The organism is [Zimmermannella] bifida NBRC 103089, from assembly GCF_001570925.1.
GTDB lineage: Bacteria > Actinomycetota > Actinomycetes > Actinomycetales > Microbacteriaceae > Gulosibacter > Gulosibacter bifidus.
This window is the reverse complement of the sequence record NZ_BCSP01000004.1, coordinates 51,175-72,669: the sequence shown is the minus strand read 5'-3', so window position 1 is coordinate 72,669 and position 21,495 is coordinate 51,175. Positions and strand designations below refer to the sequence as shown.

Annotated in this window: 22 protein-coding genes; 18 read left to right on the top strand and 4 right to left on the bottom strand. The window is 63.5% G+C overall.

Annotated features, from left to right (window positions below; all coding sequences use genetic code 11):
- The first annotated feature begins 2 nt into the window (after window positions 1-2).
- The 12 genes from ZBI01S_RS04900 (at window position 3) to ZBI01S_RS04845 (ending at window position 10,961) form a co-directional block, all read left to right on the top strand.
- Window positions 3-1,097: a histidinol-phosphate transaminase gene (locus ZBI01S_RS04900; protein WP_066057231.1), complete on the top strand. Its 1,095-nt coding sequence runs from the start codon at window positions 3-5 to the stop codon at window positions 1,095-1,097.
- A gap of 218 nt (window positions 1,098-1,315) precedes the next feature.
- Window positions 1,316-2,563, top strand: a complete 1,248-nt coding sequence (locus tag ZBI01S_RS04895; protein ID WP_066057229.1) for a metal ABC transporter solute-binding protein, Zn/Mn family — start codon at window positions 1,316-1,318, stop codon at window positions 2,561-2,563.
- Window positions 2,564-2,572: 9 nt separating this feature from the next.
- Window positions 2,573-3,445, top strand: a complete 873-nt coding sequence (locus ZBI01S_RS04890) for a metal ABC transporter ATP-binding protein (RefSeq protein WP_083524517.1) — start codon at window positions 2,573-2,575, stop codon at window positions 3,443-3,445.
- Complete coding sequence (locus ZBI01S_RS04885) at window positions 3,442-4,350, top strand: metal ABC transporter permease (RefSeq protein WP_066057226.1); 909 nt, start codon at window positions 3,442-3,444, stop codon at window positions 4,348-4,350. The genes ZBI01S_RS04890 and ZBI01S_RS04885 overlap by 4 nt, the downstream gene beginning before the upstream one ends.
- Window positions 4,347-5,189: a metal ABC transporter permease gene (locus ZBI01S_RS04880; protein WP_066057222.1), complete on the top strand. Its 843-nt coding sequence runs from the start codon at window positions 4,347-4,349 to the stop codon at window positions 5,187-5,189. Before ZBI01S_RS04885 ends, ZBI01S_RS04880 begins: the two co-directional genes overlap by 4 nt.
- A gap of 24 nt (window positions 5,190-5,213) precedes the next feature.
- Window positions 5,214-5,630, top strand: coding sequence for a Fur family transcriptional regulator (locus ZBI01S_RS04875; protein ID WP_066057220.1), 417 nt, complete (start codon window positions 5,214-5,216; stop codon window positions 5,628-5,630).
- A gap of 212 nt (window positions 5,631-5,842) precedes the next feature.
- Complete coding sequence (gene rpmB / locus ZBI01S_RS04870) at window positions 5,843-6,079, top strand: 50S ribosomal protein L28 (RefSeq protein ID WP_066057217.1); 237 nt, start codon at window positions 5,843-5,845, stop codon at window positions 6,077-6,079.
- Complete coding sequence (gene rpmG, locus ZBI01S_RS04865; protein ID WP_026937797.1) at window positions 6,079-6,249, top strand: 50S ribosomal protein L33; 171 nt, start codon at window positions 6,079-6,081, stop codon at window positions 6,247-6,249. Before rpmB ends, rpmG begins: the two co-directional genes overlap by 1 nt.
- Before the next feature lie 3 nt (window positions 6,250-6,252).
- Window positions 6,253-6,558, top strand: coding sequence for a 30S ribosomal protein S14 (gene rpsN / locus ZBI01S_RS04860; protein ID WP_066057214.1), 306 nt, complete (start codon window positions 6,253-6,255; stop codon window positions 6,556-6,558).
- 402 nt (window positions 6,559-6,960) lie between these two features.
- The gene (locus ZBI01S_RS04855) at window positions 6,961-7,251 is read left to right on the top strand and encodes an HU family DNA-binding protein (RefSeq protein ID WP_066057212.1); all 291 of its coding nucleotides are present in this window, start codon (window positions 6,961-6,963) and stop codon (window positions 7,249-7,251) included.
- 306 nt (window positions 7,252-7,557) lie between these two features.
- A complete protein-coding gene (locus ZBI01S_RS04850) occupies window positions 7,558-9,657 on the top strand; it encodes a bifunctional copper resistance protein CopD/cytochrome c oxidase assembly protein (protein WP_066057209.1) in 2,100 nt (699 codons plus the stop codon).
- Window positions 9,657-10,961, top strand: coding sequence for an ATP-dependent DNA helicase (locus ZBI01S_RS04845; RefSeq protein WP_066057206.1), 1,305 nt, complete (start codon window positions 9,657-9,659; stop codon window positions 10,959-10,961). Before ZBI01S_RS04850 ends, ZBI01S_RS04845 begins: the two co-directional genes overlap by 1 nt.
- A gap of 22 nt (window positions 10,962-10,983) precedes the next feature.
- On the opposite strand, the gene ZBI01S_RS04840 is transcribed toward ZBI01S_RS04845, so the two are convergent.
- Complete coding sequence (locus ZBI01S_RS04840; RefSeq protein ID WP_066057203.1) at window positions 10,984-12,804, bottom strand: alpha/beta-hydrolase family protein; 1,821 nt, start codon at window positions 12,802-12,804, stop codon at window positions 10,984-10,986.
- A 252-nt stretch (window positions 12,805-13,056) separates the two neighbouring features.
- Here ZBI01S_RS04840 and ZBI01S_RS04835 point away from each other — a divergent pair, with 252 nt between their 5' ends.
- The 6 genes from ZBI01S_RS04835 (at window position 13,057) to ZBI01S_RS04810 (ending at window position 18,392) form a co-directional block, all read left to right on the top strand.
- Window positions 13,057-13,677, top strand: a complete 621-nt coding sequence (locus ZBI01S_RS04835) for a YceI family protein (RefSeq protein ID WP_083524515.1) — start codon at window positions 13,057-13,059, stop codon at window positions 13,675-13,677.
- Between the two features lie 107 nt (window positions 13,678-13,784).
- Entirely contained in the window at window positions 13,785-14,390 is a 606-nt protein-coding gene (dcd, locus tag ZBI01S_RS04830; protein ID WP_066057201.1) for a dCTP deaminase, read from the top strand.
- Between the two features lie 30 nt (window positions 14,391-14,420).
- Window positions 14,421-15,479: a serine hydrolase domain-containing protein gene (locus tag ZBI01S_RS04825; RefSeq protein WP_066057199.1), complete on the top strand. Its 1,059-nt coding sequence runs from the start codon at window positions 14,421-14,423 to the stop codon at window positions 15,477-15,479.
- A 108-nt stretch (window positions 15,480-15,587) separates the two neighbouring features.
- Window positions 15,588-16,718 (top strand): VIT1/CCC1 transporter family protein, encoded by a 1,131-nt coding sequence (locus ZBI01S_RS04820; RefSeq protein WP_245610537.1) that lies wholly within the window; start codon window positions 15,588-15,590, stop codon window positions 16,716-16,718.
- 71 nt (window positions 16,719-16,789) lie between these two features.
- Entirely contained in the window at window positions 16,790-17,422 is a 633-nt protein-coding gene (locus ZBI01S_RS04815; RefSeq protein ID WP_083524513.1) for an NUDIX hydrolase, read from the top strand.
- A gap of 49 nt (window positions 17,423-17,471) precedes the next feature.
- Window positions 17,472-18,392 carry a potassium channel family protein gene (locus ZBI01S_RS04810; RefSeq protein WP_066057196.1) on the top strand — a complete coding sequence of 307 codons (921 nt, stop codon included), beginning with the start codon at window positions 17,472-17,474 and terminating at the stop codon, window positions 18,390-18,392.
- A 100-nt stretch (window positions 18,393-18,492) separates the two neighbouring features.
- Here the strand turns inward: ZBI01S_RS04810 and ZBI01S_RS04805 are convergent, their stop codons facing one another.
- The 3 genes from ZBI01S_RS04805 to ZBI01S_RS04795 are packed head-to-tail and all read right to left on the bottom strand — an operon-like array spanning window position 18,493 to window position 21,474.
- Window positions 18,493-19,428 carry a DUF4333 domain-containing protein gene (locus tag ZBI01S_RS04805; RefSeq protein WP_159421398.1) on the bottom strand — a complete coding sequence of 312 codons (936 nt, stop codon included), beginning with the start codon at window positions 19,426-19,428 and terminating at the stop codon, window positions 18,493-18,495.
- Between the two features lie 26 nt (window positions 19,429-19,454).
- The gene (locus ZBI01S_RS04800) at window positions 19,455-20,396 is read right to left on the bottom strand and encodes a hypothetical protein (RefSeq protein WP_159421397.1); all 942 of its coding nucleotides are present in this window, start codon (window positions 20,394-20,396) and stop codon (window positions 19,455-19,457) included.
- A 4-nt stretch (window positions 20,397-20,400) separates the two neighbouring features.
- Window positions 20,401-21,474: a trypsin-like serine peptidase gene (locus ZBI01S_RS04795; RefSeq protein ID WP_066057187.1), complete on the bottom strand. Its 1,074-nt coding sequence runs from the start codon at window positions 21,472-21,474 to the stop codon at window positions 20,401-20,403.
- Window positions 21,475-21,495: the final 21 nt, after the last annotated feature.

The following is a 21,495-nucleotide window of genomic DNA, read 5'->3' as shown; positions in this document are numbered from 1 at the left end:
ACATGTCAGAGTCACCGGTGCAGCTCCGTCCAGAAATCATGGCGCAACGCGCATACAAGCAGGGCAAGCCTGCACCCGTGAATGCGTTCAAACTGTCCTCAAACGAGCTGCCGTTCCCGCTGCTCGACGACGTTGTCGCGGCAGCAAGTGACGTCATCGACAACAACCGTTACCCGGATGCATCCTGCACCGCCGTGCGTGAAGCACTCGGTGAACACTATGGCCTCGAGTCCGACCACGTACTCGTCGGCGCCGGTTCGGTCGCGCTCCTGCAGCAAGCGATCACCACCGCTGCAGGCCCGGGCGATGAAGTCATCATCCCGTGGCGCAGCTTTGAGGCGTACCCCGCCATGCTCGTGCCCTCGGGCGCGCTCGGCGTGACGGTGCCGCTCACGCGCGAAGGCGGCATGGATCTCGACGCCATGGCCGAGGCCATCACCGGCCACACCCGCTGCATCCTCGTCTGCACGCCAAACAACCCGACCGGCCCCGCAGTCGGGCACCGCGAGTTCGAGCAGTTCATGGACAACGTCCCCGAAGACGTGCTCGTCATCGCCGACGAGGCCTACCACGAGTTCGTCACCGACCCGAAGGCGCTCAACGCCGCTCGGGTACTCGACCGTCACCCAAACCTCGTCGTCGCGCGCACGTTCTCGAAGGCCTACGGCCTGGCCGGCCTACGCATCGGCTACATGCTTGGCAACCCGGCAATCCTGGCCGCATTCAACACTGTCGCCATCCCCTTCGCTGTCCCTGCACCATCGCAGGCGGCAGCGCTCGCGGTCATGCGTGCCGGTGATGCCGTGCGTGCCCGCGTCAACGAAATCACTGCCCGTCGCGATGAGATTCGACGCGCGCTCTACGACCAGGGATGGCCGGTGCCAGAATCGCAGGCAAACTTCGTTTGGTTGCCCTGCCGCGAACAGGTCGAAGGCGTTAACGCCATTCTGCAAGCCGGCGGCATCATCGCCCGCCCGTTCCCGGGCGACGGCATCCGCATCAGCATCGGCGAAGAAGCCTCAGTGACCCCGCTGCTCGCCGCCTGCTGGCAGGCCATCGAACGGTACCCCTACCTGCGCCGCGACGAACTGCTCTAAGACACGGAGGCCCCGCATCCCGGCCGAAAATGCCTGGCTGAGATGGCTGCAACGCCCGGTCTATGACGGCTGCGCTCAGAGTGAACATTTGGGCAACTATTCGCTTGCAACGTATGTTGAACCGCAGAACCGTTATCATTACCTGGTTGGATGCCTCGCCGACGTCAGGGCGGGCGAGCATCCGCTTACCGTTGCCCTGACATAGAGGGGACTTCACAATGCGCGGAACGAAACGCGTCCTTTTTGGCTCGGCCGCCGCAATTCTGGTTGCTGGCAGCCTGGCTGCGTGCTCGCCAGCAAGCAATGACCCGGCTGCTGACGGCTTCAAGATCGTCACGACCACGACTCAGCTCACCGACTTCGCCACGAACGTCGCCGAAGGCACGAACGCAGAGATCGTCAGCCTGTTTGAACCGGGCGAATCGGTGCACTCGTTCGAAGCGAGCGCTGCCGACCTCGAAGACCTCCGCACTGCCGATGTCGTGATCTACAACGGCATGGGACTCGAGCCATGGCTCGAAGAAACCCTGACTTCGGCCGACTTCAAGGGCACCAAGATTGACGCCTCGGAAGGCTTTGACCCAGAGTCGATTCACGATGACCACGGCCACGGTGGCGAAGAAGGCCACGAGGGTCACGACCACGGTGCAGCCACCGACGGCGCCACCGAAGAAGGTCACGACCATGGCACCGAAGAAGGCCACGAAGGTCACGACCACGCCGCTGGCGCTGCTGAAGACCAGAAGATCGCTGCTGCAACCACGGAAGAGCACGACCACGGCGCTGAAAAGGGCCACGAGGGCCACGACCACGGCGCAGAGGAAGGCCACGACGGTCACGACCACGGCGCAGAGGAAGGCCACGACGGTCACGACCACAGCCACGACGGTCCCAACCCACACATCTGGACCTCGCCTGACGGCGCAGTAACGATGGTCGAAAACGTATCGAAGGGCCTGTCGGAAGCCGACAAGGACAACGCCAGCAAGTACGACGAAAACAGCAAGGCCTACATCGCCAAGCTCGAATCACTTGACGGCTGGATTGCCGAGAACATCAAGGCAGTACCCGAGGAGCAGCGCGTGGTCGCCACCGGTCACGACGCTCTCGGCTACTACAACGAGGAGTACCACATCACCTTCGTTGGTTCGGTCATGCCGAGCTGGGACGACAACGCTGAACCTTCGGCCGCCGAACTCGACGAACTCGTTGCCAAGATCAAGGAACACAAGGTTCCGGCCATCTTCACCGAGACGCAGCTCGACCCGGCAACTACCGAAGCTCTCGCCAACGAAGCAGGAATCAAGGTTTATTCTGGCGAGGACGGTCTGTACACCGACTCGCTCGGTGCAGACGGCTCGGGCGCTGAGAGCTACATCAAGGCGACCATCCACAACACTAAGCAGCTGCTCGACTCGTGGGGCAAGACCGCGAGCGAAGCGCCTGCAGACATCCAGGACGCCTAGCTTTTGCCAATGAATTCACCATGTGACGTCCCCGGTGTCGATGCGATATCGGGGACGTCCTCGCATCCGGCCGCACCACTGCATCCGGAACGCACCCTCGTTACCGCTCACGATGCCGGGCTCTCGTACGGCGGCCAAGCCATTGCCCTCGACCACCTCGACTTCAGTATTGCGTCGGGGGATGCGTTGGCGCTGGTTGGTCCCAATGGCTCGGGTAAGTCGACCCTGCTCAAGGCCCTGCTCGGCCTGGTGAAAACCGTGCGCGGCGAGCTTCACGTACTCGATGGCGATCCACGCGCCGCCGCGGGGCGCATCGGCTACTTGCCGCAGCACGACGAAATCGACCTCGAATTTCCCGTATCGCTGCAGCAAGTCGTGATGATGGGGCGCTACCGCACGCTGGGCAACTTCCGCTGGCCCGGCAAGGCCGATCGCAAAGCCGTTCGCGAGGCGCTCGAACGAGTTGACCTCGCCGATCGTGCCAGCGCGCACTTCGGCTCGCTCTCGGGCGGTCAGCGCCAGCGCGGCCTGCTCGCGCGAGCGCTCGTTGACAGCCCCGATCTGCTACTGCTCGACGAACCCTTCAACGGGCTCGATACCACCAGCCGCAAGGCGCTCATGGCAACACTGCGCAAGCTGCGTGGCGAAGGCGTCGGCATCATCGTCTCGACCCACGATCTCGAACTCGCGCACCAGGTGTGTTCCCACATCCTGCTCGTAAACCGCGAACAGATCGCATTCGGTCCGATTCACGAAACGCTCATTCCCGAAAACGTGACGCGCGCCTTCGGTGAATCGCACGACCACTTCGACACGCACAGCGACCTCGTTGCCCACCCGCACCCGGTGCAGCACGACCCACGATCGCGGGACATTCTGTGACCCCGATCGCCATCGTGTTTGGCGCGCCGTTCATTCAGACGGCGGCGATCGCCCTCGCCATGCTCGCGGTTGTCGTCGCCGCGGTCGGCGTCGCGCTCAACCTGCGCGGGCTCGAATTTGTGAGTGACGGCCTCGTCCACGCGGTTTTTCCCGGCATCGTGATCGGGTTCATCCTCGGCGGAGGCGAGCGCATCTATATCGGTGCCGCTATTGCTGCGCTCATCGCGACCGTGTTGCTGACCCTTGCCGCAAGAAAAGGTACCGGTACGGATGCGGCTACTGCCGTCATGCTCGCCGGTACGTTCGCGCTGGGTATCGTCATCGTCTCGCGCACGACCCGCTACTCCACGGGGCTCGAACAATTGCTGTTTGGGCAACTGCTCACCATCAACTCGCACGATCTCATCTACATCGCCGTGCTCGGTGGGATTGCGATTGCGCTCGTTGGCACCACCTGGAAGATGCAGACGTTTATCTCGTTTGACCGCCAGGGGGCAATTGCGTCAGGTGTTTCGGTGCTTCGCTACGAACTCATCTTGAACATCGCGATCGCTATCGTCGTCGTGGCGGCCTCGCGTGCGGTCGGCAACTTGCTGGTGCTCGCACTGCTGATCGTGCCTGCGGCGATCGGTCGATGCATCTCCCGTGATATTCGCGTGATCTTGGTGGTTGCGCTGTTCTCGGCGCTGCTGGGTTCGTTTGCTGGACTGCTTGGCGGCTACTGGCTCTCGGTCGATGCCGAGCTCAGTGTCTCGCCGTCGGCAGTGCTGGTGCTGGCGCTCGTGGCCGTGTATTTCATCGTCGCTATCGCAACGACGCTGGTGCGGGCACCCTGGCGTGCTCGGCAGCAGCGCCAGCGCGGCCAGGTGGATGCGGCGGCTGACACGGAGGCGGTTGCGGCATGACGGTCTTCGGCAACGCCATGCTCGCCGCGGTGCTCGTCGGTGCGCTCTGCGGCATCGTCGGCACGCTGGTGGTGCTTCGTAAGCGGGCGTTCTTTACCGTGGCGCTCACCCACGCGACGTTCCCCGGGGGCGTGATTGCGGCCATCCTCGGGGTACATCTCGCGCTCGGTGGGTTTGTCATGGGGATGCTGCTGGTCGGGCTGATGGTGCTCGTCGGCAAGCTGCACCGCCAGGGTAACGAAGTTGCGGCCGGCATTGTGCTGTCGTTCGGCTACGCCCTCGGCACGTTCCTGCACGCCGCGAATCCGCAATTGCAGTCAAAAGTTGACTCGTTCCTGACCGGAACCATCCTCGGCATCAATCGCGAGAGCATCCTGCTCATTGCCACGATGCTGATCATTACGGTGGTCGCGATGACGCTGTGGTGGAAACCGATGCTGTTTTCGACCTTCGACCCGCGCGGGTTCGTTGCCAGCGGCTACTCCGGTTGGGGATTTGAAGCGCTCTCGCTGGTGCTGATCGTTGGCACCGTCGTGGTTACGATGCCCGCAATTGGGTCGGTCTTGGCGATTGCGATGATCGCCGCTCCGGCCGCTTCGGCGAAACTGCTCGTTCGCAATGTGGTCTGGTTGATTCCGACCGCGGTGGTGCTGGGAATCTTGGCCGCCACCGGTGGCCTGTGGATCTCGCGCTGGCTGTCGATATCTGCAGGTGGCTCGATTGCGCTGACCGCGACGCTCGTATTCGTCGTCGCCACGGTGCTGCGCAGCCTGGGCGTTGGGGGACCGCAGCGGGGTGCTGCCGCAACGTTGCCTGTAAAAATTAGCGACCGTGCATAGGGGCATTCGGGCTAGGCTGATGGCATGAATGAAATTCCATCAGCAGGCCCGCAGCGCCGCAAGACGTGGCAGCGTGACGCAGTGCGTGAAGCGCTCGCCGAAACCGCCGAGTTTGTCAGCGCGCAGGAACTGCACCGCATCCTCGAGGATCGCGGGCAGCGGATGGGATTGGCAACGGTGTATCGCGCGCTCGGTTCGCTGCACGAGAGCGGCGAAGCGGACTCGCTACACACTGCCGATGGTGAGCGCTACCGCAGCTGTGAAAGCGAGGCGCACCACCACCACTTGGTATGCCGCAACTGCAAGGCAACCGTCGAAATTGAAACGCCAGACGTTGAGGTTTGGTCGCGCCAGCTCGTCGAGGCGCACGGCTACACCCAGCCGTCACACCACCTCGAAGTATTCGGGCTCTGCCCGAAGTGCACCGCCGAAACTGCCTAAGTTCGGTTCATTCGTCGGGTGATACCGCCGCGTGATGCGCGGCGGTGATTATTGCGTCTTGTGCGGATGCGCGTGGCCAAGTAAGCTTGTGCGCTGGTGCGCCTGGGGAACTCCTCCGGCGTAACCGCGTTCGATGTGGCCTATCCGCTCGGACGCCGACAAGAGATCTTGGGCAACACGTTCATGCGTGTTGCGGTATTGAAGGAGCAACCATGGCCGCAGTGTGCCAGGTGACCGGGAACACCCCCCAGTTTGGTCACAACATTTCACACTCGCACCGTCGCACCAAGCGTCGGTTCGACCCAAACATCCAGAAGAAGAAGTACTACGTACCTTCGCTCAAGCGCACCGTTACGCTGACGCTTTCGGCAAAGGGCATCAAGGTTATTGACGCTCGTGGTATCGACTCGGTAGTTGCAGAACTGCTTAAGAAGGGAGTGAAGCTCTAATGGCTAAGAAGTCGCAGGACGTACGTCCCATCATCAAGCTTCGTTCCACCGCCGGCACCGGTTTCACGTACGTGACCAAGAAGAACCGCCGCAACACCCCTGACCGCCTCGTGCTCAAGAAGTACGACCCGGTTATTCGTAAGCACGTCGAATTCCGTGAGGAGCGCTAAGCCATGGCGAAGAAGAGCAAGATTGCCAAGAACGAACAGCGCAAGGAAATCGTTGCGCGTTACGCCGAGCGTCGTCTGCAGCTCAAGAAGCAGCTGGTAGACCCTAACGGCACCGACGAGTCGCGCGAAGAAGCTCGCGTAGCTCTGCAGAAGCTGCCTCGCGACGCATCGCCGGTACGAGTTCGCGGACGCGACTCGATCGACGGTCGTCCACGTGGTGTCCTCTCGAAGTACGGCATTTCGCGTGTCCGCTTCCGTGAGATGGCCCACCGCGGTGAGCTTCCAGGCATCCGCAAGTCGAGCTGGTAAGCACCAAATCTCGCGTAAAACGCGCGCTGACGCCGAAGTAATGCAAATTTATTGAGGCTTTACAGCAAATTGCCATAGTGGCGAGCAGTTTTGAATTGCTCGCCACTATGCATTTTCCTGAATGATTACGCGAAGTGGATGCTGACCTGGGGTTTTATTGTTTGGTTGGTGGATGCGGTTGCGTTGCTTGCAAGTTACCGAGAGCGGGTTGCATGGCCGGTGGATGTCTGCCAGCAGGGGAAAAATTTGGTAACAATACCCCCGACTTCCGCGTAAATTCAGCGATCGCACGGCATCGGTGTTAGTTTGGCGACGTTGCCATTTGGGGCGAGAGCCCCGTGAAGGTGACCACAACGTAAGAAACGCTCATCCCTGAGCGTCACGTGTCCTTAGGAGGACTTCATGGCAGACAAGACTGTGAACAAGACCGAACTCGTTGCGACCATCGCCGCTGAGACCGGTCAGAGCCAGGCAACCGTAAACGCCGTTCTCGACGGCCTCTTCCAGCAGCTCGCAGCTAACGCTGCAAAGGGCGTCAAGGTAACGATTCCTGGCTGGCTTTCGGTTGAGCAGACGCAGCGCGCAGCTCGCACCGGTCGCAACCCGCAGACCGGCGCAGAGATCCAGATCCCTGCTTCGAAGGGTGTCAAGATCTCGGCTGGTTCGAAGCTCAAGAACGCAGTCAAGGGCTAATTCGCTCGAACACTGTCGGTGGGGTCGTCCGTTTGGGTGGCCCCACCGTTCGTTTCCGCACCGAGCCCGCCCGCCGCGCGCCCCCGCACACGCCACGCACCCCCGCACCCCCGCACTCCCGCACACGCCGCATCCCGCCGCATCCCGCCGCATCCCGCGCCTCCACCGCATCCCGCCGCACCAAAAGCGTGAAAAAGCGCCCTTATGTGCCGTGAAAGGGGCGCGTGCTTGCTCCTTTTCACGAAGATCGGTGCATATGGCACCGCATCAGCACTAGAACCGGATGCGGGCTAGGCTGGAGGCACCATGTTGCTGACCGATCACGCTGCCGCAACCGGTTGGTCGCGGACCACCGTTCGTTCCCTGCAATGGGGGCCGCTGGCGCTGCTCATCGTTGCCATCGCATTTACGTTCATTGCGTACACCACCGCGGGTGGTGCGGAGCCGCTCGTTGTTGGCGATCCCGGCCCCCTCGTGCGCTGGGGTGTGCCGCTGGGGCGCCTCGCGTTCAACCTCACCGCCGCGCTCACCCTCGGCGCGCTCGTGCTCGCCATGTGGGCCGCGAGCCGCAAGCTCCCCGAGTTCGAACGGTGCCTCACCATCGCTCAGGGTGCATCCGTCGCCTGGACCTTCGCGACCATCTACGCGTCGATCGTCACCTACCTCGATGTCTCGACCATCCCGTTCTCATTCGACGCCGAATTTGGGCAGGGGCTCTGGTACTACCTGACAAACCTCGAGATGGGCCAGATGTGGCTGATGGCGACCGTGATGATCGCCATGCTCACCACGTTCATCTTCGCCAGCCGCTCGCCCTGGGGCATTTTCCTCACCACGATGTTCGGGCTGCTCTGCCTCTGGCCGGTCGCCACGCTCGGCCACGCCGCCGGTGCTGCCGCTCACGAAACCGCCGTTGGTGCGAACACGCTCCACTACACCGGTGCCGCCGTTTGGATCGGTGGTCTTGCCGTGCTCGCAATGGTGACCCCGCGCCTGGCGCCAGCACGCCGACTCGCGCTCACCGAGCGCTATTCCGAACTCGCGCTGGTGGCCTTCACCATCACCGGCTTCAGTGGTGTCGTCGCCTCGTTCCTCAACCTCTCAGCGCTCGAAGACCTGACGAACACCGGCTACGGCGGCATCGTGCTGTTCAAGATTCTGCTCACGGTGGTGCTCGGATGCTTCGGTGCGGCACAGCGTCGCTACTTCATTGATCGGATGCGCGCGCAGCTGCCGGTAGTCACCAAGCGTGGCCGTGGCGCGGCAGCTTCAGCAGCGGCGAAGGATGCGCCCGCTTCGGCACCGCAGGCGGGCGGTCGGCCGCTCGTGTGGCTGATCACGCTCGAGTTGCTGATCATGGGTGCCGTTTCGGGTGCCGCCGCAGCACTGGGCCGTTCGCCGCGCCCGCAGCCACAGATCACCGCGGATCAGCTCGCCGACCCGACTCCCGCGCAGCTGCTTTCGGGCGACGCCCTGCCACCCGAGTTCACGTTCACGCGCCTGTTCACCGAATGGCGACTCGACCCGGTATGGACCTCGCTGGTCGTGATGGGCATGATCTTCTATTACTTCGGTGTTGCGCGACTGCGTCGCCGCGGTGACAAGTGGCCGATCTGGCGCACTGCATCCATCACCGTTGGTGCGCTCATTCTGCTCTACAACGTCAACGGCGCCATGGTCGTCTACGGCAAGTTCCTGTTCAGCTTCCACATGACGGAGCACATGATCCTGTCGATGATCATCCCGATCTTCCTCGTGCTCGGCGCCCCGATGACGCTGCTGCTGCGTGCCGTCAACGCTCGCACCGACGGCTCGATGGGCGCGCGCGAATGGGCGCTCAAGCTCGTGCACTCGAAGTGGGCGGCGTTTGTGAGCCACCCGATTGTCGCGGCGGTGAACTTCGCGCTCGCGCTGCTGACGTTCTACTACACGCCGCTGTTCCGCTGGTCGGTCGCCGACCACGTCGGTCATATGTGGATGATCGCGCACTTCCTCATCGTCGGCTTCCTGTTCGTGGAATCGCTCATTGGTGACGACCCGATGCGCACCCGCGCTTCGTACCCGATGCGACTGATCGCGCTCATCCTGGTCATGACTTTCCACGCGTTCTTCGGGCTGGGCGTGATGACCGGTGAAGCGCTGCTCGTGGCCGAATGGTTCGGGTCGACGGGACGCGATTGGGGCGAGCTTTCGGCGATCCTCGACCAACAACTCGGCGGTGCCGTGGCTTGGGGTCTGGGCGAGTTCCCGACAGTCATTCTGGCGCTGCTTGTCGGTCTGCAGTGGGCGAAATCGGATGAACGTGCCGCGAAGCGCTCCGACCGTAACGCGAGCCGCACCCAAGATGCCGAGCTCAACGCCTACAACGAACGGCTTAAGCAGCTGGCGGAACGCGAAGGGCGCTAATGGCGATCGAACTCACCCCCGAACAGCAGGCGGTGTTCGATGCCATCGAGCACAGCACTGAGCACCTGTTTGTGACCGGTCGCGCCGGTACCGGTAAATCGACGCTGCTGAATCACCTGTCGTTTCACACCTCGAAGCAATTGGTGATCTGCGCGCCTACCGGTGTCGCCGCGCTCAATGTGGGCGGGCAGACGATCCACTCGCTGTTCAAATTGCCGATCGGCATTATTGGCAATCAGCCGCTGGAACAGCCCCGCGACGTGAAGCGCCTGCTAAAGAAGATCGACACGCTCGTGATCGACGAGATCTCGATGGTGTCGGCAGATTTGCTGGATGCGATGGATCGGGCGCTGCGACAGGCGCGAGGACGGGCATCAGAGCCGTTTGGCGGCGTGCAGGTGGTCATGTTCGGTGATCCGTTCCAGTTGGCGCCGGTGCCGCCGAGCGATCCGACTGAGCGCGCCTGGATGCGCGATAACTACAAGTCGATGTGGTTCTTCGACGCGCGGGTGTGGCGCGAAACGGAGCTGCGCATCCACACCCTGCGCGAAATCCACCGCCAGCACGATGACGAGTTTCGCCAGCTACTGACTGCCGTGCGATACGGACAGGTGACGGCCGATATGGCCGCGCGGCTCAACGAGATTGGTGCCAGGCCGGCACCGACTGACGGCATTATTACGCTGGCCTCGAAAAACGCGACGGTTTCGCGCATCAACGCGCGCGAACTCGAGCGGCTTCCCGGCCGCGCCATGACAGCAACCGCCGAAGTCCACGGTGACTTTGAACACGCCCGCACGTTCCCGGCTGAAGAAGAGCTCGTGCTCAAGGAGGGCGCGCAGGTGATGTTCCTGCGCAACGACACTGACGGCCGCTGGGTGAATGGCTCGGTCGGCGTTGTCTCGCGCATTTCGAACACCGTGTACGTCGAAGTCGACGGTGAAGAACACGAAGTTGAGCCGATCGTGTGGGAGAAGCTCAAGTACGACTATGACCTCGAGACGAAGGAACTCTCGCGCGAAGTCGTCGGCGAATTCCACCAGTTCCCGCTGCGGCTGGCGTGGGCCGTGACGATCCACAAATCGCAGGGCAAGACCTATGACCGTGCGGTGGTCGATCTCGGTGCCCGCGCGTTCTCGCCGGGTCAGACCTACGTGGCGCTCAGCCGCATCCGCTCGCTCGAGGGTCTGTACCTGAACCGGCCGCTGCAGCCGAACGATATTTTCGTTGACCAAGACGTGTTGCGGTTCATGAACGAAGTCGCCCAGGCGCAGAAGGCGGCGCGCAGCGCAGCTAAGGCGTAGCTGCCGTAGCTAACCGCGGTCGCTAGTGCGGGTGGATGAACAAGCGAATTTCGGCCGCGAGCGCATCCGCATCCACGCCGGTTACTCCGAGGACCTCTGCCCAGGCGCCGACGTACTCCTCGAAGTACCGGTGCGCGTGCCCACCCGGCGTGGAAATCGACATGGGCGAGTCCGCGACAATCTGCCAGAACGTCACCCACGGCCACCAGCGCCAGTGCGCGGTGACGTCGTGGCCGCGAGTTTCGCGCATCCACTGCGGTTCGCGCCAGATCATCGAAGTGCTGCCCCACACCACCGGGTCACTCGGGTGTTGCAAGAAGATGAAGCGGCTGTCGTCGGCCCACGCCGCATAGGGCTCGCCTTCGACCGGACCGTGTAGATCTTCGGTGCGGTTCGAGAAGCGGATGCGGGAGCCGTCGCCGATGCGCGGCAGGATCTCGAGGGAGCCGGGTTCGCGCGCCTCGGTGAGCTCCTGCCAAATCGCAGCAATCTGCGGGCACCCCGCCCAAACCGCGCCGTCGAGACGCGCCATCATGTCGGCCGCATCATCGAACACCGAGAGCCCGCCGAACGCACCGAGCGATTCACCCGACATGACAATCTTCGGGCGCTGGTCTGCGGGCAGTGTTTCGATCTCGGCCATGACCTCGCGGTAGAGCGCCTGGCCGGTGAGCTTGGGAGAGTTGCGGTCGACGAGCAGCGCCAGCGAGCTGGTCAGTACCGTGTACTGCAGCGACACCACCGCGCAATTGCCGCGGGTGAGGTATTCGATTGCCGCCATCGACCAGTCGTTGAGCCAGCCCGTGCCGGTGCCGACCTTGATGCAGATAACGTCGCGATCGAAACCACCGGCACGCTTGAGCTCGGCAACCGCGCGCTTGGCCGCATCCGGAATTGAAACCTGCGCACGCAAGCCGACATACGCGCGAATCGGTTCGAGCGCGGGTTCGCCCCAGTATGCGGCGATGTCGCTGCCGCGCGGCCCGTCGCTGACGATGGCCTTGCCGTGGCGGCCGAGGGTGTTGAACGGTTCGAGGGATGCGGCGGATCCGCTTCGTTCGGATTGTTCCGGTGGTACGCGCCCTGGCAGCGGACTCAGGTTCTTGGCGTGTGCTGCCGCCTTAAGGCGTTCCATGAGTCGCTGCCAGAGGATTGACCGGTTGAGGTAGTACGTGAGCCCGAAGGTAATGAGCGTGCCCGAGAACGGTGCCGCGAGCGCGGGAGCAAAGCGTCGCAGGAGTTGTTTGGTGCTGTGTGATTGCAGCCTGAAGACGGTGAGCCAACCGAAGATGGCGCTCGCGAACGCCGTGCCGGCGGCCATACCGACGATCTGGGTGCGCGTCGAGGGTTCATCGACGCCGATGCGGCGGGCGATTTCGCGCTGGCGGGGAATCGAGCGCAGCAGCGCGACAACGGTGCCGGCCGACATGGTGAGCACCGAGGTCCACCGCCAAATTCGGTTCAGCGTGGCGGGGAAAGTCGGGTTGTTCGGTAGGTGCAGCAGGCGGCGAGCGGGGATGCGGAGCAAGCTGCGGACGCTGCGGGCGCCGGAGCCGACGGCGTAACCGTAGATCTGTGCGAGGGCGACGCTACCGGCGGTCATCCACCAGGTGCGCGGCAAGAAGCTCGGGCCGAGGGCGATCCACGAGGCGATATTGGCGCCGATGGCTCCCCACCAGTTCGGCAGGTAGCGGGCGATCGTGGTGGGTCGTTTGGCGCGGGGGCTGGGCGCGAATCCGTCGCGCTGTTGGGCTTGGTGGGCGATTTTGGCCCGTCGCATGAAGCGGATGCGGCGCTGGCGCTGGCGGTCGAGCTGCGTGCGGATGCGCCGGAACCTGAACATGTGCTCAATTATCTGATAGTTCGTAGGGTGGGGCATCCGCCGTTGGGTGGGATTTCGGATGCGTGCTGTGGCGGTCGTATTGGGTGCTAGCGCAGGATTTCCGAAACGTTTCCGAGAACGCCCTTGCGCATTTGCGTGAACGCGAATAGGTTGTATCTACAACTAATTACTTCCGGTGCAACAACCAGGTGTTCCGGGTTATGTAGCAGGCAGGCTCGCAACGCGGGTCGCCACCACAACACAGGAGAATGAATGACCACCCAAATCGCCACCGGTACTTGGACCATCGACGCCACCCACACCAGCGTGGGATTCCAGGTACGTCACCTCGCCGTTTCGAAGGTTCGCGGCACGTTTGACAACGTTGCTGGCACCATCGAGATCGCCGAAAACATCACCGACTCGAAGGTTAACGGCACCGTCGAGGTTGCTTCGGTCAACACTCGCAACGCTGACCGCGACAACCACCTGCGCACCGGCGACTTCTTCGCTGCCGACGAGTTCCCAGAGATTACCTTCACCTCGACCGAAATCACTGGCGAAGGCGACGAGCTCAAGGTCACCGGCGACTTCACCATGCGTGGCGTCACCAAGCCCGTAACCTTTGACGTTGAAATCGGCGGCGTACTGCCAAACAACGGCTACGGCGCCCAGGTACTCGGCTTCGAGGCCACCACCACCATTAACCGCAAGGAGTTCGGCGTGAGCTTCAACATGGCAACCGAAGCCGGTGGCCTCACCCTTGGTGAAGACGTCAAGATCGTCATCGAAGGCGAAGCCAAACCTCGCCGCCTAGTTCCGCGAGTTTGCGCGGCTACGGGCTATGTATCCCGTAGCATTGCTGGTGTTCAGTGTCGCGCGCATCGCGCGTAATTGCGGGGCAGTAACCATCGTGGTTGCTGCCCCGCGTTGTTGCGTCTGCAGCCAACCCACCCACAGAAGGATTCGCGAGGATACCGCATCCCGCTAACCTAAAGAACATGCTGCTTAGCGATCGCGACATCCGTGCCGGAATCGACTCGGGCCGAATCGGCCTCGACCCGTGGGACCCCGCAATGGTGCAACCCTCGAGCGTCGACGTGCGCCTCGACCGCTACTTCCGTCTCTTCGACAACCACCGCTACCCGTCGATCGACCCGGCAGCAGAACAGCCAGAACTGACCCGCCTGGTTGGGATCGCACCCGACGAGCCGTTCATCCTGCACCCGGGCGAGTTCGTGCTCGCATCCACATACGAACAGGTTTCGCTTGCCGCTGATGTCGCCGCGCGCCTCGAAGGCAAGAGCTCGCTCGGTCGACTGGGCCTGCTCACGCACTCGACCGCTGGATTCATTGACCCCGGCTTCCAGGGGCACGTCACCCTTGAGCTGTCGAACGTGGCGACGCTGCCAATCAAGTTGTGGCCGGGCATGAAGATCGGTCAGCTGTGCTTCTTCCAGCTCAGCTCGCCATCTGAGCTGCCATACGGTTCCAAGGAATACCAGTCGCGTTACTACGGTCAGCGAGGCCCGACCGCATCGCGCTCGTTCCAGAACTTCTCGATCGTCGACGTCAGCGCCACCGACGCGGGCAGCCGCGGAAACTAGCGCCGACCCGCACGCCGACTGACCGCATCCGTGCTGCCCGACACCGCGCAATTCGCCGCAGCGCGGCAGCTCGTGCGGCAATATGGCGGCCCAACCCAGCTACAGGTGTGGCACCGGGGTGCGCTGGTGGTTGACGAACGCATTGGCGTCGGCGCCGAAGCGCTGTTCTGGCCATACTCCACCTCGAAACTCTGGGTCGCCACCGCCATCTGGGCGCTCCACGACGACGGCAAGCTCGACGTGGATGCACCGGTCGCGACCTACTGGCCCGCCTTTGGTGCTGCGGGCAAGTCGACGATCACTATCCGCGAAGTGCTGCAGCATCGCTCGGGGCTGCCACGAGTGGGCGGCTCCCTCCACGAAGTTCGCACCATGACGAACTGGCACCGTGCCTGCCGCAACATTGCCACCGCCACCGCTGCCAACGATCGGCTCGCAACCCCCGCCTACGAGTGGCTCGCCTGGGGATTCATCCTCGCCAAGGTGGTTGCAGGTGCATCCGGGCAGCGATTCGAGGATGCGCTCCGCAATCGCATCATGCGACCGCTTGGCGCTGACTCGCACGCGGTGCTCCCGGCGGATGCGGTCTGGCGCGCGGTACCGTTCCGCGGCACCGAGCCGTCGACCCGGCTGGTCGCCGCCGTACTCAACCGGCCCAGTGTGCGCGAAGCCTGCATCCCCGCCGGCGGCATCTGGTCGCGCGCAACCGACCTCGGGATGCTGCTCGAAACGCTGGCGAAGCATCCCGAACGGTTACGGATGCGCCCCGAAACGGCGCGCGCGATGTTAACCCCCAGCAACAACGGCGAATTCGACCGCTACTCGGGATCGCGCGTGTGGTGGGGCAACGGCGTGCAGCTCGGCCACAGCGCACCGAGCCTGATGGGTGCCTCGGCACTCGGACGCCGCTCCACCGCACGCACCTTCGGGCACAACGGGTCGAACGTGTCGATGGCCTGGCACGACCTCGACCGCGATTGCACCTTCGTGCACTGTTCCGGCCGCATCCTGCCGTTTCCCCTGAACCGTCGGTACCTGATGCGGGTGGCGGATGCAGTAACCGCTGCAATCGACGCAACAACGCCGTAATCGCAGGCGGTGCGGGGCGCCAACGCCGGCCGTCGTATGCGTGCACTCGGGCTGTCGGAACCTGCAACCACGCACTACACTCGAACGGTCGCCCTCGAAAGGATTCCAGTGCCAAATCGCTCGCCCGCGCCGCAGCCCCGCCCTGAGCGCATCCCGCACCGAGAAGACCCGACCCCCGCCGACATTCGTCGCTGGCGTCGCTACCTGGCCGACGAACAAGCCGAAGCCGAAACGTACCGCGCGCTCGCAAAGAAGCGCAAGGGCGAAGAACGCGAAGTGCTCCTGGCACTGGCCGAAGCCGAACGCCGCCACGAACAGCACTGGCTCGACAAGCTCGGCCCCGAGCACGCCGCAAAACGCGTCAGCCCAAGCTTTGGCACCCGACTGTTTGGCGTATTTGCTCGCCACTTCGGCTCCGTATTCGCGCTCGCCATGATGCAGAACGCCGAAGCCCGCTCGCCATACTCGACCGACCCCGACGCCACCGACCAGATGGAAGCCGACGAGGCAGTCCACACCGAGGTCGTGCGCTCACTTGCACAGCGCTCGCGAGCGCGCATGAGCGGGTCATTCCGAGCGGCCGTATTTGGCGCGAATGACGGACTCGTCTCGAACCTCGCGCTCGTGCTCGGTGTGGGCGCAACTGGTGTTGGTGGTGGCGTAGTACTTGCTACCGGCATCGCCGGGTTGCTTGCCGGTGCGCTGTCGATGGCCGCGGGAGAGTACGTATCGGTTTCGAGCCAGCAGGAACTGCTCGACGCATCCACCCCCAACCCCGAAACCGCACGCAAACTGCCAGCGCTCGACGTCAACGCCAACGAACTGGCGCTCGTCTACCGCGCTCGCGGCATGAACGCCGACGAAGCTGCCAGCCGCGCCGCCGAGGCGATGGCACTGCAAACTGGCCTCACGACCGACCCCGTATCTGCGGTCGATACCACCGAGTCGCTCGAAGAGCTCGGCACACCCATGGGTGCTGCGATTTCGAGCTTCCTCTGCTTTGCAATCGGCGCGCTGTTCCCGGTGTTGCCGTGGCTGTTCGGGATGGTCGGGCTTCCGGCGGTCGTGACCGCTGCGGTTGTCGTCGGCGCGGCGCTGCTATTTACCGGCGGCGTGGTTGGTGTGCTTTCGGGCTCAACGCCGTGGAAACGGGCGCTGCGGCAGCTGGTGATCGGCTATGGGGCTGCGGGTATCACCTACGCGCTCGGTCTCGCCTTCGGCGGCGTCGTTGCCGGCTAATGGCCGTGCCAGTTAGTGCCAGCGGTGGCCGGATTCGGTCGTGCGTAGGACTCGCGCGATAGCCTCAAGTCATGCCGATTCCCGAGTTTATTGTCGAGCTGCGCAAGAAAATTGGCCACGATCCGCTGTGGCTGGTGGGATGCACCGCGGTGGTCGTGCGTGCACACGCCGACGATGCCGCGCGCCGCGCAGATGCCGAAGCGGCCTGCGAGACTGTGGGCACCGCATCCGACCCCAACGCACCGCGGGTGGGCCTGGGTGCGGTGGATGCATCGGTCTGGCAGGCGGGGGATGGCAGCGAAGACGTGCTGCTGGTGCGGCGCGCCGATGACGGCCTCTGGGCGCCGGTGACCGGCGTGGTCGACCCGGGGGAGCACCCGGCGATCGCGGCCGTGCGCGAAACGTTTGAAGAAGCCCGCGTCGAAGCGGAGATTGAGCGCTTGGCACAGGTGCACGTGACTGACGAAGTCACGCACGCCAATGGCGACCGGGCGCAGTACACGGGGCTGGTTTTCCGCTGCCGCGCGATCGGGGGCAGTGTGGGCGTCGGCGACGATGAGTCGATCGATGCCCGCTGGTGGCCGAGCGACGCCATGCCACCGATGCGGCAGGTGCACCGGGATGCGATTGCGGCAGCATTGCGTCGGGAAGCGCTCGCGGAATTGCGCGTGGGTGACTCGGTGTTGCCGGTGGTGGCCCCGTAATGGGTGCCGTAGCGGCTGTCGTGGCAGCGGCCGAGTAAGGAACTTGCGAATGCATCGAACCGCGACTGAACGGCAGCGAGCCGAGCGCCATATTTTCGGTGTGACCGAGCAGCAGTGGCACCGTGTGTCGATTTGGCCGCTCGGGTTTGCTGGGCTTGCATTCTTGGCGAGCTTTTCGCTCGGGGTATTCATCCCCGAATATTCGACGCTGCTATTCACCCGCATGGTTGAGGTTGTGGTCTGGGCGATCTTCGCGGTGGACTACGTGATTTCGCTGTATCTGGCGCATAACCGCATCCGCTGGTTTTTCCGACACCTGTTGCTGCTGTTCATCGTGATCTTGCCGGCGCTGCATCCGCTGCGATTGCTGTGGAGCGTGACCGTGTTCACGGCAATTCACCGTGTGACGTCGGCGGTGCTGCGCGAGCGCGTGCTGATCATGGTGATCGCTGCCAGCGGGCTCTTGGTCTACCTCGCGTCGCTTGCGGTGTGGGAACTTGAACGAAACAACCCGATGAGCGAGGTCGTCACGTACGGCGATGCGGTGTGGTGGGCCGTGATGACGATCACCACGGTAGGTTACGGCGACATCGTGCCGATTACCTCGCCGGCACGCACGATCGGTGTGGTGCTGATGCTTGCCGGTGTTGCCTCGGCTGGATGCATTACCGCTATTTTGGCGTCGTGGCTGATCGACGTTGCCGGCGAACGGCAGGGGCGTCGCACCGCAACTACCGAACACATTGATCTGCTTGCTTCAGAAATACGGATGCTTCGGGCGGAGGTTGCGGCGATGCACCGGGAACACGGTCGCGCGGGTTCGCAACCGACCGGCACTGTGCCCACCGTGACGAATGCTGTGCCGACGAGTGTGGCGCCGACGAGCGCGGCGCCGGTGCTGCCGCCGGAAGCCGTCTCGAACCGGACCGGCACGCTGCGACTTCCGCAGCCTGAGGACCCGCCAGTGTAGGAAACGCCCGCCCTACCTGTTGCGTATGCGGGCAGCGTTGCGTATTTGGCAGCGCCGCGACATATGGCAACAGCTAGGGCAGCGTGAGCGGTTACTGCGCCTATTCTGGGGCGCCGACGACCAGCTGGCCCGACTGCGAGCCCTGGGTTACGGTGACGGTCTGTGTGCCGCCGGCGTACTCAAACTCGCACTGGAAAGACTCGCCCTGGTCGACCTTGATCCAGTTGGGGCAGTCAACCGAAGCCAGGTCGCTGAACCCGTACTCGTCGCGAAGTACGCCAGCCACCGCATCCTCGACCGCCTTGTTGTCGAACGAGTTCACGTTCGTCGCCAATGCGTAACCGCCGATCAGACCGCCAATAATGCCCAGGGGCAAGAGCAGCGAGAGCACCACGATGGCACCACGGCCGCGCTTCTTCGTGGGGTTCGAAGCAGCCGTACCGCCGGTTGTTCCATAGCTGGGGGCACCCGAGCTTGCCGGTGCGCCGATCGGTGACTGTCCACTCGTTGCCGACCAGGCCGGTTTGGATGCGTTGGTTCCGGCCATCGTGGCCGGATTCGGTACGCGCGCGGCCGGGTTCGGTGCGGGCACACCGGGGGCGCTGCGCAGCGGTGGCAGCTGCTGCGTCGGCGCATCGGCGCTGCGCTGTGGCGCTTGGTGCTGCGAGCTTGGAGCCTGGTGCGGTCGAACACCGGGGGCACCAGACGGTGCTTGTGCCTGTGCGCTAGGTCGCGGCATACCGGCGGATGCGGATGCTGCTCCACCCTGCTGCGCGCCGCCTACCGGAGGCACACCATAGCGATCGGCGTAGGCACCGAAACCACCGGTAGGACCGCCTGGCCCTGCCGGGCGGCTGGGCATACCGGGAACGTTCGAAGCGCCCTGGGCGCTTGGCGCACCCGGAGTCTGCGGTGCGGCGGGAGCTGCTGGTGGCGTGGCCGCATGCTGCTGACCGGCACCGGACTGGGCCGCACCGTTCGAGTCACCCGGTGCGGTACCGGGGCGCGACGCACCATGCGGGGGAAGCTGATTCATGTCGTTGTTCATATTCACCAAACTCGCTAGCTCCCAAGCTTTTCAACAAACGTTTCAAGCTGGTCGGGGGTGGTAATCCGGTAGAGGTCTTGTTGGGGAATCTGCGCGGGGTCAACCGGCTTGAGTTCGCTCGACGCGGAGGTCGATGTCAACTCAAAGCCAATCTGCAGCGCCATCTCTTCGCCGTTCGCGCCCACAGCAACACCGTTCACTTCCATCTTGGTGACGATGCCATTCGCATCCACCCAAATATGAAACGGAACCAGGGTTTCATCGGCGGTTTGGGCGTCGAACCCTTCGGTTTCATCGGCGCGAATCGTCAGCCCGGCTTCGTCGAGGGCGCTCAACGAAACGGCGGTGGTGAAGTGGCGCTCACCGGTTTCGGACTGTGCCAGCTTGACCGGCACCGACTTGTGCTGTTCGCGCGTAATGTTCCACGCTTCGATGAGATTGCAACTGAACGCCACGGCGAACAGCTTGCAGGCTCGCGGCGGATCCTGCATGCGGTTGAGGTCGCCTACCGGCACCGAAACCCAGCTCTTGCCATTGCTGGCGCGGTTCTTGAGTTCGTCGCCGAGCAGGTAGTACGTCTCGTTCGAGCCGGCCTGGTGCGATTGGTCAAACGAGAAGCCCGACTTGTTGCTCGAGAACTTCGAGACAAAGCCTTCGCCCGAAACCGACGACTCGTATTCGAGGTGCACCCGCCAGCTCGGTGACTCAACGTGGTGAAAGCCAACCGCCTGAAACTCGTTCAGCGTGGCGAATCCCGCGGTCGCATCCAGGTTCAAGAGCTCGTCACCGGCGTCCTTGTGGAACGCCACTTTTTCATCGTGGTGCGCCACCGCCCATGGCGAGATTTTGGTGTCGGGCAACAGTTGGCAGCCGCTGAGCAGTCCTGCAGTCAGCAACGACAGTGCGGCGATGGATGCACCACGAAATTGCGCGCGCACGGTTCGGTTACTCGTCATCGCGCTACCCCTGATCCAGTTGGTTGTAGAGTCCGAGGGCGGTTTGGCCGAGCACTGGCGAGTTCGCCATACCGGTGGCGTCGACGGTTGAAGTCACCGCAACGAGGTAGCCCGTTCCCGTCTTGGCGTCGTAGTCCGACATCCAGGCGCCACCCGATGCACCCTGCGTCATATCGCAGCGGTGCGCGTAGCCGCCCTGCCAGTTGGAGCTGAACGAGGTCGACGCGCACATGAACTCGTCACGGCCGTCGAACGGTGGTGCCGAGGGATAGCCGATCTGCGTCAGGTAGTTCACGGGCGTACCGAACGCGATTCCCTGCGCACCGGTGACGTCCTGGATGCTCTTGCCGTCTTGTTCTTCCATCCGCAAGAACGCGAAATCGTAGTTCCAGCCCTCATCACTGAGCAGCTGACCTTGATCGTCCGTACGGGCCTTATCGATGAACTGCTGCGGCACCACCATTTCGACGGCAGCCCAGGTTCCGTATGGGGTTTCGCGGCCGTTGTCCTTGTCACCAGGGATGAACACCACCGATTCGGCGAGCTTGCCCGAACCATTCGTTTCGGCAACACAGTGACCGGCAGTCGCGACAATATCGCCCGACTTCGAGTTCACTACGGTGGCCGAACACACATAGGTCTCGCCACCGTCAAAGGTGAAGTACAAGCGCCCGAATGAGGATGCGGCTAGACCCTGTCGATCGAAGACCTCGGCCTTGGGGACATCGCCGTAGCCCGAAGGGTTACTCGGCATCGCCTGCGTCGCCGGCACATAGGCACCGGTGGCCGGGTCGCCCGGGCCGGGAGGAAGGCCATTATCGGGCGCCTTGTAGTCCATGCCTTCGGCGTTGTCACGGCGCTCAGGATCCGACCAATAGTCGTGCGACTCGCTCGGATTCTTCGAGAACTCCTGGCGCAGACCAGAGTCGGCGCTCGTCACCTCGGGCAGGTAGAGCTCGTAGCCGCCATCAGCGGGCACAGCCTCGATGTTCGTTACCGTGCAACCGGTGCACACGAGCGCCGCAGCGGCGATCAGCGCAGCGAACCCGCGCCGGTTATGGGAGCCAGCAAAACGCATCCTGTGCCTTCCTCAGTTGTG

Excerpts from the sequence above, each read along its gene's own strand:
- rpsN (WP_066057214.1), top strand. The coding sequence starts at position 6,253 with ATGGCGAAGAAGAGCAAGATTGCCAAGAACGAACAGCGCAAGGAAATC.
- dcd (WP_066057201.1), top strand. The coding sequence starts at position 13,785 with ATGCTGCTTAGCGATCGCGACATCCGTGCCGGAATCGACTCGGGCCGA.
- ZBI01S_RS04815 (WP_083524513.1), top strand. The coding sequence starts at position 16,790 with ATGCCGATTCCCGAGTTTATTGTCGAGCTGCGCAAGAAAATTGGCCAC.
- ZBI01S_RS04875 (WP_066057220.1), top strand. The coding sequence starts at position 5,214 with ATGAATGAAATTCCATCAGCAGGCCCGCAGCGCCGCAAGACGTGGCAG.
- ZBI01S_RS04800 (WP_159421397.1), bottom strand. The coding sequence starts at position 20,396 with ATGACGAGTAACCGAACCGTGCGCGCGCAATTTCGTGGTGCATCCATC.
- ZBI01S_RS04795 (WP_066057187.1), bottom strand. The coding sequence starts at position 21,474 with ATGCGTTTTGCTGGCTCCCATAACCGGCGCGGGTTCGCTGCGCTGATC.
- ZBI01S_RS04810 (WP_066057196.1), top strand. The coding sequence starts at position 17,472 with ATGCATCGAACCGCGACTGAACGGCAGCGAGCCGAGCGCCATATTTTC.
- ZBI01S_RS04895 (WP_066057229.1), top strand. The coding sequence starts at position 1,316 with ATGCGCGGAACGAAACGCGTCCTTTTTGGCTCGGCCGCCGCAATTCTG.
- ZBI01S_RS04890 (WP_083524517.1), top strand. The coding sequence starts at position 2,573 with ATGAATTCACCATGTGACGTCCCCGGTGTCGATGCGATATCGGGGACG.
- ZBI01S_RS04845 (WP_066057206.1), top strand. The coding sequence starts at position 9,657 with ATGGCGATCGAACTCACCCCCGAACAGCAGGCGGTGTTCGATGCCATC.
- ZBI01S_RS04855 (WP_066057212.1), top strand. The coding sequence starts at position 6,961 with ATGGCAGACAAGACTGTGAACAAGACCGAACTCGTTGCGACCATCGCC.
- ZBI01S_RS04840 (WP_066057203.1), bottom strand. The coding sequence starts at position 12,804 with ATGTTCAGGTTCCGGCGCATCCGCACGCAGCTCGACCGCCAGCGCCAG.
- rpmG (WP_026937797.1), top strand. The coding sequence starts at position 6,079 with ATGGCTAAGAAGTCGCAGGACGTACGTCCCATCATCAAGCTTCGTTCC.
- ZBI01S_RS04880 (WP_066057222.1), top strand. The coding sequence starts at position 4,347 with ATGACGGTCTTCGGCAACGCCATGCTCGCCGCGGTGCTCGTCGGTGCG.
- ZBI01S_RS04835 (WP_083524515.1), top strand. The coding sequence starts at position 13,057 with ATGACCACCCAAATCGCCACCGGTACTTGGACCATCGACGCCACCCAC.
- ZBI01S_RS04850 (WP_066057209.1), top strand. The coding sequence starts at position 7,558 with ATGTTGCTGACCGATCACGCTGCCGCAACCGGTTGGTCGCGGACCACC.
- rpmB (WP_066057217.1), top strand. The coding sequence starts at position 5,843 with ATGGCCGCAGTGTGCCAGGTGACCGGGAACACCCCCCAGTTTGGTCAC.
- ZBI01S_RS04900 (WP_066057231.1), top strand. The coding sequence starts at position 3 with ATGTCAGAGTCACCGGTGCAGCTCCGTCCAGAAATCATGGCGCAACGC.
- ZBI01S_RS04805 (WP_159421398.1), bottom strand. The coding sequence starts at position 19,428 with ATGAATCAGCTTCCCCCGCATGGTGCGTCGCGCCCCGGTACCGCACCG.